The organism is Pantoea agglomerans (assembly GCF_020149765.1).
In the GTDB taxonomy this organism is placed as follows: Bacteria; Pseudomonadota; Gammaproteobacteria; order Enterobacterales; family Enterobacteriaceae; genus Pantoea; species Pantoea alvi.
Genome location: NZ_CP083809.1, coordinates 2,533,563 through 2,546,355, shown reverse-complemented (window position 1 = coordinate 2,546,355; position 12,793 = coordinate 2,533,563). Strand labels below are relative to the sequence as shown.

At 58.0% G+C, this 12,793-nt stretch carries 10 protein-coding genes; 6 read left to right on the top strand and 4 right to left on the bottom strand.

Going from position 1 to position 12,793, the window contains the following annotated elements; translation table 11 throughout:
- Window positions 1-81: 81 nt before the first annotated feature.
- The gene (locus LB453_RS14965) at window positions 82-2,313 is read left to right on the top strand and encodes a TonB-dependent receptor (protein WP_103795429.1); all 2,232 of its coding nucleotides are present in this window, start codon (window positions 82-84) and stop codon (window positions 2,311-2,313) included.
- 316 nt (window positions 2,314-2,629) lie between these two features.
- On the top strand, window positions 2,630-2,803 hold the full coding sequence (locus LB453_RS14960; protein ID WP_199187308.1) for a hypothetical protein: 174 nt from the start codon (window positions 2,630-2,632) through the stop codon (window positions 2,801-2,803).
- Here LB453_RS14960 and LB453_RS14955 read toward each other — a convergent pair.
- Window positions 2,791-3,945, bottom strand: a complete 1,155-nt coding sequence (locus LB453_RS14955) for a beta-glucosidase (protein WP_103795430.1) — start codon at window positions 3,943-3,945, stop codon at window positions 2,791-2,793. The two genes, LB453_RS14960 and LB453_RS14955, sit on opposite strands and share 13 nt — an antisense overlap.
- A gap of 148 nt (window positions 3,946-4,093) precedes the next feature.
- Between LB453_RS14955 and LB453_RS14950 the strand changes: the two genes are divergently transcribed.
- Window positions 4,094-5,554 carry a phospholipase D-like domain-containing protein gene (locus LB453_RS14950; protein WP_103795431.1) on the top strand — a complete coding sequence of 487 codons (1,461 nt, stop codon included), beginning with the start codon at window positions 4,094-4,096 and terminating at the stop codon, window positions 5,552-5,554.
- A gap of 66 nt (window positions 5,555-5,620) precedes the next feature.
- Here LB453_RS14950 and mdoC read toward each other — a convergent pair whose 3' ends face one another.
- Window positions 5,621-6,745, bottom strand: a complete 1,125-nt coding sequence (gene mdoC, locus LB453_RS14945) for a glucans biosynthesis protein MdoC (RefSeq protein WP_103795432.1) — start codon at window positions 6,743-6,745, stop codon at window positions 5,621-5,623.
- A gap of 269 nt (window positions 6,746-7,014) precedes the next feature.
- Here mdoC and LB453_RS14940 point away from each other — a divergent pair, with 269 nt between their 5' ends.
- From LB453_RS14940 to LB453_RS14930, 3 genes are all read left to right on the top strand, one after another.
- Window positions 7,015-8,553 (top strand): glucan biosynthesis protein G, encoded by a 1,539-nt coding sequence (locus LB453_RS14940; RefSeq protein ID WP_103795577.1) that lies wholly within the window; start codon window positions 7,015-7,017, stop codon window positions 8,551-8,553.
- On the top strand, window positions 8,546-11,101 hold the full coding sequence (gene mdoH / locus LB453_RS14935; RefSeq protein ID WP_103795433.1) for a glucans biosynthesis glucosyltransferase MdoH: 2,556 nt from the start codon (window positions 8,546-8,548) through the stop codon (window positions 11,099-11,101). Before LB453_RS14940 ends, mdoH begins: the two co-directional genes overlap by 8 nt.
- 161 nt (window positions 11,102-11,262) lie before the next feature.
- Window positions 11,263-11,484: a YceK/YidQ family lipoprotein gene (locus tag LB453_RS14930; protein WP_103795578.1), complete on the top strand. Its 222-nt coding sequence runs from the start codon at window positions 11,263-11,265 to the stop codon at window positions 11,482-11,484.
- Here the strand turns inward: LB453_RS14930 and LB453_RS14925 are convergent, their stop codons facing one another.
- Together LB453_RS14925 and LB453_RS14920 are read right to left on the bottom strand one after the other, a co-directional pair.
- On the bottom strand, window positions 11,485-11,883 hold the full coding sequence (locus tag LB453_RS14925) for a MysB family protein (protein WP_103795434.1): 399 nt from the start codon (window positions 11,881-11,883) through the stop codon (window positions 11,485-11,487). It lies immediately after the preceding gene.
- Between the two features lie 111 nt (window positions 11,884-11,994).
- Entirely contained in the window at window positions 11,995-12,261 is a 267-nt protein-coding gene (locus LB453_RS14920) for a hypothetical protein (protein WP_033751035.1), read from the bottom strand.
- Window positions 12,262-12,793: the final 532 nt, after the last annotated feature.

Genomic DNA, 12,793 nt, shown 5'->3' with positions numbered 1-12,793 from the left:
CTTGCAATAACAACAAGGCTGCGCATAATCGCAAACCGTAATAATAATGATTATCAGTAACTTTAGCATTGGGGATGCTCTATGCGCCGTGCGCTTTCTTCTTTCAGATGTAAACCAACCCTGCTGGCGCTGCTGGTCAGCGCCGGTAGTTTGCCCGCAATGGCGGCTACCTCCAGCGCCTCGACGCCTGCTGCGTCGACCGGCGAGGCCGTGACTGCCGCGAGCAGCGGCGAACAGACCCTGACCGTGACCGCCGCGCCGCAAAGCGATTTCCAGCCCGGCGGCGATCGGCTGGTGCCCGCTTATCTCGACGGGCAGGTGGCGCACGGCGGCCGTCTCGGCATGCTGGGCGAGCAAAACGCCATGGATGTGCCCTTTAACGTTATCGGCTACACCTCGAAGCTGATCCAGGATCGGCAGGCGAAAACCATCGCCGATGTGGTGAAAAACGACGCGGGCGTGCAGAGCCTGCAGGGCTACGGCAACTTCGCCGAAACCTATCGCATTCGTGGCTTTACGCTGGATGGCGATGATATGACCTTCGGCGGGCTGCCGGGCGTGGTGCCGCGTCAGGTAATGGACACATCGCTGATCGATCGCGTCGAGATCTTTAAAGGCGCCAACGGCCTGCTCAACGGCGCCGCCAGCAGCGGGGTGGGCGGCATGATCAACCTTGAGCCGAAACATGCCGACGATCTGCCGCTGACGCGCGTTGGCGTCGACTACAGCTCGGCGCAGCAGATCGGCACCACCACCGACATCAGTCGCCGTTTCGGCGACGATAACCAGTTCGGCGTGCGCCTGAATGCGGTGCATCGCGAAGGGGAAACCGGCGTTGACGGCGAGCAGAAGCGCACCACCGCCGCATCCCTTGGGCTGGACTACCGTGGCGAGCGCCTGCGCACCTCGCTGGATCTCGGCTACCAGAAAAAGACCTTCCACGATGGCGACAACGGCGTCAACATCAGCGGCGTCGATGCGATACCGAAGCTGCCGTCAAATAGCCATAACTACAGCCAGGAGTGGGTCTACAGCGATATCGAATCAGAGTTCGGCATGGCGCGCGCCGAGTATGACGTCACCGACAGCTGGACGCTCTATGGCGCGGTGGGCGCTCAGCACTCCCACGAGCTGGGCGACTACGCCTCGCCGAAGCTCACCGATGCGGACGGCAATGCGCAAATCGGCCGCCTCGACACTAACCGCATCATCAACAACTTCAGCGGCATGGCCGGGCTGCGCGGCCGCTTTGATACCGGCTTTATCAGCCACAAGGTCAACGTCGGCTATGCCGCCTATACGTCGCGCAATAATACCGCGTGGCGCATGGCCTACGGCACAAATACCGAGTCGACCAATATCTACCACACCAGCAAGGTGCCGAACCCGACCAATAATCTGAGCGGCGGCAACTACAGCGATCCGCTCACCACCGGCCGCAACCGCACGCAGGGCTATCTGCTGAGCGACACGCTGGGAGTGCTGAACGACCGCGTGCAGCTGACGCTGGGCGCGCGTCATCAGAAAGTGGTGGTGCGCAACTACAGCAACGCCACCGGCGCCGAAGATACCTCAAGCCGCTACACCGACAGCCGCTGGATGCCGACCTACGGCATTCTCTATAAGCCGCTTGAGTCGGTGGCGCTCTACGCCAACCACACGGAATCGCTGCAGCCGGGTGAGGTGGCGCCAAACAACGCCAGCAACTACGGCACCACCACCGGCATTGTCCATGCAAAGCAAAACGAGGTGGGCGTGAAGGTCGATTTCCAGCGCGTGGGCGGATCGCTGGCGCTGTTTGAGATCAAAAAGCCATCGGGCATTCTCAACCGCGACGGCAGCTATGGCCTGGACGGCGAGCAGCGCAACCGCGGCGTGGAGCTGAACGTCTTCGGCGAGCTGGTGCTGGGCGTGCGTCTTAACGGCAGCGCGACCTGGATCGATCCCGAAATGACGAAAACGGAAAATGGCAGCAACAACGGCAAGGATGCGATCGGCGTGCCACGCTATAACCTGGTGCTCGGCGCCGAGTATGACATCAGGCCGGTTGAGGGCCTGACGGCGACGGCCCAACTGCAGCGCACCGGATCGCAGTGGGCGGATGCCGCCAACAGCAAAAAGATCGACAGCTATACCACGCTGGATCTGGGCATGCGCTACCGCATGAAGGTCAGGGAGAATGACCTGGTGTGGCGCGTCGGCCTCGACAACGTAACCAATGAGAAATACTGGTCCTCCGTTGACGATACCGGCACCTATCTGTTCCGCGGCGATGGCCGCACGCTGAAAGCCGGCGTCAGCTACGACTTCTGACCCGCTAACGGGACGCGCTTCGCGTCCCGCTTTTTTTTTACACAAGAAAAACGTGGCGGGCGGGCCGGTTTCCATTACACTGGTCGCCGCCGCAAGCCTGTGGCGATCCACCGATTTCTGTTGAGAATCTATGCTTCCACTGTCGCCGCACGAACCGCAAGATGAGCCTCTTCGCCAGACAATGGACGATGCGCAGTTCGCCATTGTGGTGCTTGCTGTGACCTCTGTGACGCTTATAATCGTCGTTCTGATGGTCACGCTCTGGATGAGTTAAAGAGAGAGTCGCCTGCGGCAGGGATGTTCAGAAGGAGAAAGTATGGAATCGCGAGATGACAAACTGATCGCCATTATTGGTCTGCTGGCCGCCTGTCTGATTGGCGTGGTCTTTCTCTTTACCATGACCTGGCTTACCGATGTCCGCCATCCCGCCGATCCTTCACTCGAAGTACAGAGCTGCACGCCGAAAAAGCCGCCCGTTCACACCTCCTGAAATCGGGTCTGAAACTTAATCTGCTGGCTGCGCAGCACCAGCGCTAACCCCTCGTGCAGCGTACGATTGCCGTTGGGATCCCCCAGCCCAAACAGCGCGCCCGGCGAACGGCGATCGTCAGCCCAGGCGGGATATTCCACCACCGGATAGAGCGACACCCCCTCCAGGCCGATCCCCTGATCGAGCGCCAGCATCACCTCTTCGCTGATATGCTGTAGCCAGGGGGCGCGCGCCTCGCCTTCCGCGCCGGTTTCCGCCAGCAGCAGCGGGCGCTGGTAGCGCTGCCAGCACTGCGCCAGCAGGCGATGCAGCGGCTGGCGCAGCGGATGCGTCGCCGACATCGGCTCGCCGGGAAAGAACCAGTGATTATCGGGATAGTAGTTGAGGCCGAGAATATCGAGGCAATCTTCGCTGCCGCCAAGTTCGCTGTCGATGCGGCCCGCCAGCATATCCCAGGCTTCGAACTGCGCCTGATGCTGTACGTCGGCGTAGGGTTTGCTGTCGGGGTTATGGGGATCGCTGGCGATCTGCACCAGCGGATCGGTGAGCACAAAGCGCGCTTCGGGATAGACCTCACGGATAGCGTGGATCGCCGCCAGCGAGGCACGTACCAGCTGCCGCTTCAGCTCTCGGCCGCGGTTGGCGACGTGGGGATTGAACCAGGCGACGTCGGCCCCGGCCCATGACCAGAATGAGATCTGATTAATGGGCGTAAAAAAGGGGCGCTCGATGCCTTCGTCACGCATCACCTGCGCCATGGCGCGGGCAAAGCGGGCGAAATGTTCAATAAATGACGCCTTCCAGATATTGAGGTGGTCGGGATAGCCGAAGTGCGCCAGCTCCCAGATAATCTCCATCTCATGCTCTCTGGCCGCCTGCACCATCGGCAGAAAGCTGCTCCAGTCGTAGCTATCCGGCTCTTTTTCAATCAGATACCAGCGCGCACCGTCGCGCGCCGTATAGAGACGCTGCGCCGCCAGCGCGGCGTAATCTTTCTCCAGCAGCATATCGTGGCCGCTGCTGATCACCATATCCAGCCGCTTGCCTGCGGTGCGGCAGGCGGTAGAGCAGGGGAAGCTGCCCTGAAAGAAACTTTTAAACAGCCGGGGATGATGGCGCTGAAGCAGGGGATCTGACGTCATGGTCCGCTCCTGTAACTGGCCGGTCGTGATAGTCTGGCTAAGTCTAGCTGAAAAAACGGCGCTGTCTGGCTGCTCTCAGACTGCGCGTATAGCCATATCTGGTGAAGCGTTAAATAATAAGAGCGTGTCGATTATTCAGGGAACCCCAATGACCGAAGCGTTAAATCTGCAGACTGAACTGCCTGACGTCAGCTGGCTGGAGAAGACTATCGGCCCGCGCAGCGCCCGCCATCCCGGCCTGAGCGGCATTCATCCGCTGGCGGACGGGCTCGACGCCTTTGCCGCGCGCTATCTGTTGATGGGCAAAGCGGAGCGCACGCTGGACGTGCAGTACTACATCTGGCAGAACGATATGTCGGGCCGTCTGCTGTTCAGCGCGCTGCTGGAGGCGGCCGGGCGCGGCGTTAAGGTGCGACTGCTGCTGGACGATAACAATACGCCAGGCCTGGACGATACGCTGGCGCGCCTCGATCGCCATCCCAATATCACGGTAAAGCTGTTTAATCCGTTCTCGTTCCGCACCCTTCGCGCACTGGGCTATCTCTCCGATTTCGCCCGGCTCAATCGCCGCATGCACAATAAGAGCTTTACCGTGGACGGCGTGGCGACCATCGTCGGCGGGCGTAACGTCGGCGATGAATATTTCGCCACCGGCAGCGAACCGCTGTTCGCCGATCTCGACGTGCTGGCAATTGGCCCGGTGGTGGCCGAGGTCTCGGAAGATTTCGAGCGCTACTGGCAGAGCAAGCCGGTGACGCCACTAAAAAAGGTGCTGGAGGAGAGCGAGCATGAGGATGGCGAGGTGGCGCTGCCGCCCGACTGGCGCGACAGCGAGGCGGTGCAGCGCTATCTGGCGCGGCTGGAAAGCTCGCACTTCGTCAGCCATCTGGAGCAGGGAACGCTAAGCATGACCTGGGCGCGTGCGCGTCTGCTGAGCGACGATCCGCGTAAAGGGCTGGGTCGGGCGAAGCGCCGCAGCATGCTGCCGCAGCGCATGCTGGAAGTGATCGGCGTGCCGCAGCGGCAGTTCGATATTATCTCCGCCTATTTTGTTCCCACGCGCGCCGGCGTCGCCCAGCTGCTGGCGCTGAAGCGGCGCGGCGTGAAAATCGCTATTCTGACCAACTCGCTGGCCGCCAATGACGTCTCGGTGGTGCATGCGGGCTACGCCAAATGGCGAAAGAAGCTGCTGCGGCGCGGTATCGAGCTGTATGAGCTGAAGCCGCAGTCGGGCGTGCCCGACGCGCCGCACGATCGCGGCCTGACCGGTAACTCCGGCTCCAGCCTGCATGCCAAAACCTTTACCGTCGATGAAGAGACGCTGTTTATCGGCTCATTTAACTTCGATCCCCGGTCGGCGGTGCTGAATACCGAAATGGGGCTGGTGATTGAGAGCGAGGCGCTCGCGCAGCAGACCCATCAGCGCTTTAACACGGCGATGCGCGATCGCGCATGGACGCTGCGGCTCGATAAGTGGGGGCGCGTCAACTGGGTTGAGTACGCAGGAGAGGCGCAGGAGATTGTGCATAAGCATGAGCCGCGCTGCACCTGGGTGCAGCGCCTGCTGGTGCGGCTGGTGTGGCGTCTGCCGATCGAATGGCTGCTCTAGGCGTTGGCTGAGGCGGACGCCAGGGCGCGACGCTAGCGTCACCCTGACCTCCGCGCGGGTGCCCGGCTATTTTTTCTGCGGCTTGCCGGAAAACAGAAAGCGCAGCAGCGGAATGCGCAGGTGGATCTCATAGAGCAGGAAGGCGACGCCGAACACCATCGCCAGCCCGACAAAGAAGCCCAGCGTGTTATTGCCGATCTGCGGCGTGATGAAAATGCCGTAGAGCAGCGTCAGCGGGTGGTGTACCAGGTAGATAAACAGCGAGGCGTTCACCAGGTACATAATGCGCGGCGAGTGGGCGTTGAGCATGCGGTGGCCGAAGCTAAAGCAGACGTTCAGCATACAGAGGCCCATTAGCGAGGTAATTAAGGCGTCAAGCTCATAGAGCCAGCCCTCGCCGCTGCTGTAGCGCTGATTAAGGCTGTAGGCGATAAAAACCAGAATTGCGCCGAAACAGACCGCCGGATTGAAGCGCACAAACAGCTGCTTCAGGGCAGGGTGCTTCCACGCCAGCGCGCCCAGCATAAAGAAGGGCAAAAACAGCAGCGTCTGCATCACCATAATGCTGAACAGGCCATCCATCAGCAGCGCCGGGAAAAAGGTAAAGATCGCGCGGCGGAAGATGTCCCACAGCAGCGCATAGCCTATTATCGCCAGCGTTACCTTGCCCCAGCCGATGCGGCTGTAATCGATATGGCGATGCTGGCGGCGCAGCCAGTTAAAGGTCAGCATGCCGAGCGCGGTGAGGATCACCAGCACCACCAGGAACCAGAGGTGCGAAATCAGCTCCCACATCAGGTTGTTAAATTTGCCGTAAAGCGTCAGCTCATCCCAGTTGCTCATCTTGTCCGACAGCGTGCGCAGCATAAAAAACTGCGGCAGCGTAATCAGCGGTACGGCGGTGAGCAGCGGAATACCGACGCGCTCCATACGCACTTTCAGCCAGCGCTTCGCTTCATAGCGCAGGTAGAGCATATAGGAGAAGTAGCCGGAGATAACGAAAAAGACCTGCATGCGGAAGGAGTGAATAAAATCGTTCAGCACCGTCAGCCAGAGCGACGCTTCCTGGCTGTTAACGGCCCATTTCTGTGTGGAATAGATGAGGGAAACGTGAAACGGCACCCCCAGCAACATTAAATACGCCCGAATCGAATCGAGAAAATATTCACGTTCAGGTTTTGCTGTACTCATAAAGTTCCAGTTTGTTAGCACGTTGCGGCCAGTTTCACCCTGAAACTGGTTTATGCCGGAGGGAAATTTTACCCGCTGTAAACAGCGTATACTATCAGTTGATTCTGGAACGTTTAATTGTCCTAAAAGCAGGCGTAGTCCTGACGAAACCGTGGAACATTCTTTTGGATATGCTGTCGGAAAAGCGAATAATCCTTTAAGATAAATGGGTTTGTACTTGGCACACGAAAGGGGGGGATGTGCTGATTAATGTAGAAAAAAAAGGCGGAATGATGAAGATGCGCTGGCTTGGCGCGGCAGTTCTGCTGGCGATGTACGCCAATAATAGCTGGGCGTTTAACCTTGATGATGTCGCAAAAGAAGCCAAAACGCTGGCAGGGAAAAGTTTTGAGGCGCCTAAGAGCAATTTACCCTCTCAGTTTCGTGAAATGAAATTTGCTGACTATCAGCAGATCCAGTTTAACCACGATAAAGCGTACTGGGGCAAACTGCGTACGCCGTTCAGGCTTGAGTTTTACCACCAGGGCATGTATTTCGACACGCCGGTAAAAATCAACGAAGTGGCGGCCAACGCGGTGCGCGAAATCAAATACAGCCCTGACTATTTCAACTTCGGCAACGTCAAGCACGACGCCGACTCGGTGAAAAATTTAGGGTTCGCCGGTTTCAAAGTGCTTTATCCGCTGAACTCGCGCGATAAAAAAGATGATGAAATCACCAGCTTCCTGGGAGCGAGCTATTTCCGCGTTATTGGGGCAGATCAGGTTTATGGCCTCTCCGCGCGCGGTCTGGCTATCGACACGGCGCTGCCGTCCGGGGAAGAGTTTCCGCGCTTTAAGGAGTTCTGGATCCAGCGGCCTAAGCCGCAGGACAAGCAGCTGGTGATCTATGCGCTGCTCGACTCGCCGCGTGCCACAGGCGCCTACCGCTTTACCGTGCATCCGGGCAAAGAGACCACGGTTGACGTGCAGTCGAAAGTCTATCTGCGCGACAAAGTTGGCAAGCTTGGCGTCGCGCCGCTGACCAGTATGTTCCTGTTCGGCGCCAACCAGCCTTCGCCGGTGACCAACTTCCGTCCGGAGCTGCATGACTCTGACGGTCTGTCGATTCACAACGGCAACGGCGAATGGATCTGGCGGCCGCTCAATAACCCGCGCCATCTGGCGGTGAGCACCTACACTATCGAAAGCCCGAAAGGCTTCGGCCTGCTGCAGCGCAGCCGCGACTTTAACCGCTACCAGGATCTCGACGATCGTTACGACATGCGTCCGAGCGGCTGGGTTGAACCGATGGGCGACTGGGGCAAAGGCCGCGTCGAGCTGGTGGAAATCCCGACTGCGGATGAAACCAACGACAATATCGTCGCCTTCTGGACGCCGGAGAATCTGCCGGATCCGGGCAAAGCGATGAACTTCAGCTATCGCCTGCACTTTACGCGCGACGAGAGCCAGCTTCACTCTGACGATATCGCCTGGGTGAAAAACACGCTGCGTTCGGCGGGTGACGTGAAGCAGTCCAATCTGGTGCGTCAGCCGGATGGTTCGATCGCCTTTACCATCGATTTCGTTGGTAAAGCGATGAGCGAGATGCCGGCTAACAGCCAGGTCGCGCCGCAGGTCAGCGTGGGCGATAACGGCGAAGTGGTTGAGCAGAGCGTACGCTATAACCCGGTCGCCAAAGGCTGGCGTCTGGTGCTGCGTCTGCGCGTTAAAGATAACAAACAGCCTACCGAAATGCGCGCCGCGCTGGTTAGCGGCGACAAGACATTGACGGAAACCTGGAGCTATCAGTTACCTGCCAATGAATAATCCGACATTTATTCCTGAAAACTACGTGGAAGCCCTGCCGCTGGATGCGGCAGGGAAGGCCCGGTTAAGCGCCTCGCTGCAACACGCCGAGGCGTTTCACTTCATACACGATACGCTTGGCCAGGATGTAGCCGCCAGCGATCGTCCTGACGATGCGCCGCTCAAGTCGGTCTCTGCCCGCGTCAAAATGGCGTGGCCGGACTCGCTGGCTAATGGCGAGCAGTTCGGTAAAGATTATCTCGATCGCACCACGCTGAAGGCGATGCCGAAGGTTAAGCGCTCGCTGATGTTCCCGGAAGCCTGGCGGACTAACCCGCTGGTGCGCGCCTGGCGTTCGCTGCGCGGCGAAAAGCTGACCCATCGCTACGCGACGGCGGAAGAGCAGCGCGCCGAGGAGAAGTGGCGTCACGTCGGCTCTATCCGCCGCTATGTGCTGCTGATCCTTACCCTGTTCCAGACGGTGATCGCCACCTGGTACATGAAAACCATCCTGCCTTATCAGGGCTGGACGCTGCTCGACCCGATGGAGATGCTGAACCAGAACTGGCAACAGTCGGTAATGCAGATCCTGCCCTATGTACTGCAGACCGGCATTCTGTTCCTGTTCGCCATTCTGTTCTGCTGGGTTTCGGCGGGCTTCTGGACCGCGCTGATGGGCTTCCTGCAGCTGCTGATTGGCCGCGACAAGTACAGCATCTCCTACTCGACGGTGGGCGATGAGCCGCTTAATCCGGCGCATCGCACCGCGCTGATTATGCCGATCTGTAACGAGGATGTGGAACGCGTCTTCGCGGGCCTGCGCGCCACCTGGGAATCGGTCGCGCGCACCGGTAACGCGGAGCACTTTGACGTCTACGTGCTGAGCGACAGCTACGATCCCGATATCGCCATTGCGGAGCAGAAGGCCTGGATGGAGCTGGTGCGCGACGTTGGCGGGGCCGGCAAAATCTTCTACCGCCGTCGCCGTCGCCGCGTGAAGCGTAAAAGCGGCAACATCGACGACTTCTGCCGTCGCTGGGGCAGCAACTACAGCTACATGGTGGTGCTGGACGCGGACAGCGTAATGAGCGGCGAATGTCTTACCGGCCTGGTGCGCATGATGGAAGCGAACCCCAATGCCGGTATTATCCAGTCGTCGCCGAAGGCGTCAGGCATGGACACGCTCTACGCGCGCTGTCAGCAGTTCGCCACGCGCGTTTACGGTCCGCTCTTTACCGCCGGTTTGCACTTCTGGCAGCTTGGCGAGTCGCACTACTGGGGCCATAACGCTATTATCCGCGTGAAGCCCTTTATCGAGCACTGCGCGCTGGCGCCGCTGCCGGGTGAAGGCTCCTTCGCGGGATCGATCCTGTCGCACGACTTCGTCGAGGCGGCGCTGATGCGTCGCGCCGGCTGGGGCGTCTGGATCGCCTACGATCTGCCGGGGTCCTATGAGGAGCTGCCGCCGAACCTGCTGGACGAGCTGAAGCGCGACCGCCGCTGGTGTCACGGTAACCTGATGAACTTCCGCCTGTTCCTGGTGAAAGGCATGCACCCGGTGCACCGCGCGGTGTTCCTGACCGGCGTAATGTCCTATCTCTCAGCGCCGCTCTGGTTTATGTTCCTGGCGCTCTCCACCGCACTGCAGGTGGTGCATACGCTGATGGAGCCGACCTACTTCCTGCAGCCGAGGCAGCTTTTCCCGGTCTGGCCGCAGTGGCGTCCTGAGCTGGCGATCGCGCTCTTCTCCACGACGCTGGTGCTGCTGTTCCTGCCGAAGCTGCTCAGCGTCGTGCTGATCTGGTTCAAAGGGGCGAAGCCTTACGGCGGCGCGTTCCGGCTGTTTATTTCGCTGCTGCTGGAGATGCTTTTCTCCGTGCTGCTGGCGCCGGTGCGTATGCTGTTCCATACCGTGTTTGTTGTCAGCGCCTTCCTGGGCTGGGAAGTGGTGTGGAACTCGCCGCAGCGCGACGATGACGCGACGCCGTGGAGCGAAGCCTTCCGTCGTCACGGCTCGCAGATGCTGCTCGGCATCGTCTGGGCGGTGGGCATGGGCGTGCTGGACCTTAACTTCCTGTGGTGGCTGGCACCGATCGTCTTCTCGCTGATCCTGTCGCCGTTTGTTTCGGTGATGTCGAGCCGCGCGACGGTCGGTCTGAAGAGCAAGCGCGCGAAGCTGTTCCTGATCCCGGAAGAGTACGAGCCGCCGAAAGAGCTGGTGGATACCGATCGCTACCTGCAGATCAACCGCGAGCGCGCCCTGAAGCACGGCTTTATGCACGCGCTGTTCCATCCGGCGTTTAACGCGCTGGCGACCGCGCTGGCGACATCGCGTCACAGACAGAGCCAGCTGCTCGATTACGCGCGCGACCGCCGCGTCGATCAGGCGCTGAGCGATCTCCCTGAGAAGCTGAACCGCGAACAGCGTCTGCAGCTGATCAGCGACCCGGTGGTGCTGGCGCGCGTTCACTCGCGCCTGTGGGAGAACGGCGACAAGTATCATCAGTGGGTAGAGAGCTATCAGAAGCTGGCGCTCAATCCGCTGGCGCTGCCGCCTCAGGCGGGCTAACCTGCACAAACGTAAAGCGGCAGCAATGCCGCTTTTTTTATGCGCGCTATTTAACGATACTATTACGCTTTGGTGGCGTAACACGGCGATAAAATACCCGCGCCATTATCTACAATAGCTGCTGGCTGAAATGAGTATCGCGAGTGAAAAGTTTGCTGAAAATGGTGATGGTCGCGCTGATGGCGCTGATATTAAGCGGCTGCGGCAGTATTATTAGTCGCGCCGTGCCCGGACAGGGGCACGGCAATCAATACTATCCTGGCGTGCAGTGGGATGTACGCGACGGTCCATGGCGCGTTCTGACCATTCTCGATCTGCCGCTGTCGCTGGTGGTGGACACCATGCTGCTGCCGGTTGATGCCCACCACGGACCCTATGAGTAATCAGAGCAGACGGTCGGACTCGCTGTTGTCATCTTCCCACTCTTGCGCCGCTGCTTCGCCTTCTTCGCTGTCGAGCGGCGGCTCAAGCTGAAACTCGCCCTCGTCCCATTCGTGCAGCGTATTTTCGGCTAACCACTCCTGGCGCAGCTCGACCTCGTCGAAATCGCCGTCAAATATCGCCTGCGCCGCCTCGCCGCTGCGGATCGGCAGACATTCGCCGCTCTCGCCTTCCTCTTCAAAGAACTCTGCCTGCCACATAATATCGCCATCCTGCATAACATACTTTTGCAGGCCAAACTGACTAATGCTGGCATCCTCTTCATCAATGTCGGGATGATCGGCGAGAAACTCTTCACGCGCAGCCTCGATGGCTTCTTCTAAGGTGCTGAACATGCTCATTACTCTTCTCCTTGCCTCATTAACGGGATGTCAGAGAAGGATAGACGAAAATTTTCAGGAGAAAGCGTGAAAAAGAGACGGCGGGCGAGAAAGTCGTCCCGCCGTACCCGATTAGAGCGATTTTTGCGGGAAGTGAAGCACCGGCCGCACCGTTTCGCGCATAACGGGCGCCGCATAGCGAATACAGCACTTAATACAGGGTTTAACCTTTTTAAAATTAATTCGCGCAATAGATAATGCCTGATTCAAATTATATAACGTGCCGATAAATACGATGTCTTCTTTATCCGGCATACGTTTACACTCTTTGCGGTGTAAATAATGATAATTATCCTGATCGGTACTGATTGTCACGTAGTAATAAATGCCTTTATTCATTTTATGTTCCTGCTAGAGGTTTGCTGTGTGTAATCTTTTTATATTTTTAGAAGGGCAGTTAAATTATTAACCGTCACGACCGAAATTACCGAGATGTATCAAAATGTTCAAATTCCATAAAAGTATAAAGAAGTAAAATATTTGTTGTATTGAGTATATGCCAGAGGTCTAATCAGACAATTCCTTGTAAAATAAGTTAATTTTGCTGGATACATAAGCTAAAGCAAAGAATCGTCACTGAAGAAATAAGAAAAGACCTGGATTCAATATAAATCAGATCCAGTTAAGAAAAATCGCAAACATTAATTTTCCAGCGGCTTATTAGCCATATTAAGCGCTATGGCTCACTTTTCCCCATAATTAATTTAGCGGGCATGAACAATAATTATCAGCGGTAAATTAGCACAAGCCCGACTTTAGTTCTGGGCGGACCTTACCATCAGGTATTAATAATTTTATCTTTATAAAACAGCAGGTTGAGCAAAAATTGCTGGCGCGGTAAGCGTAAGTGGCCGTTATGCTTAACGCGAGC

Bases quoted from the DNA above. Each gene is read 5' to 3' on its own strand.
- LB453_RS14930 (WP_103795578.1), top strand. From the start codon at position 11,263: ATGGTGATGGTCGCGCTGATGGCGCTGATATTAAGCGGCTGCGGCAGT.
- LB453_RS14960 (WP_199187308.1), top strand. From the start codon at position 2,630: ATGGAATCGCGAGATGACAAACTGATCGCCATTATTGGTCTGCTGGCC.
- mdoC (WP_103795432.1), bottom strand. From the start codon at position 6,745: ATGAGTACAGCAAAACCTGAACGTGAATATTTTCTCGATTCGATTCGG.
- mdoH (WP_103795433.1), top strand. From the start codon at position 8,546: ATGAATAATCCGACATTTATTCCTGAAAACTACGTGGAAGCCCTGCCG.
- LB453_RS14965 (WP_103795429.1), top strand. From the start codon at position 82: ATGCGCCGTGCGCTTTCTTCTTTCAGATGTAAACCAACCCTGCTGGCG.
- LB453_RS14925 (WP_103795434.1), bottom strand. From the start codon at position 11,883: ATGAGCATGTTCAGCACCTTAGAAGAAGCCATCGAGGCTGCGCGTGAA.
- LB453_RS14920 (WP_033751035.1), bottom strand. From the start codon at position 12,261: ATGAATAAAGGCATTTATTACTACGTGACAATCAGTACCGATCAGGAT.
- LB453_RS14950 (WP_103795431.1), top strand. From the start codon at position 4,094: ATGACCGAAGCGTTAAATCTGCAGACTGAACTGCCTGACGTCAGCTGG.
- LB453_RS14940 (WP_103795577.1), top strand. From the start codon at position 7,015: ATGATGAAGATGCGCTGGCTTGGCGCGGCAGTTCTGCTGGCGATGTAC.
- LB453_RS14955 (WP_103795430.1), bottom strand. From the start codon at position 3,945: ATGACGTCAGATCCCCTGCTTCAGCGCCATCATCCCCGGCTGTTTAAA.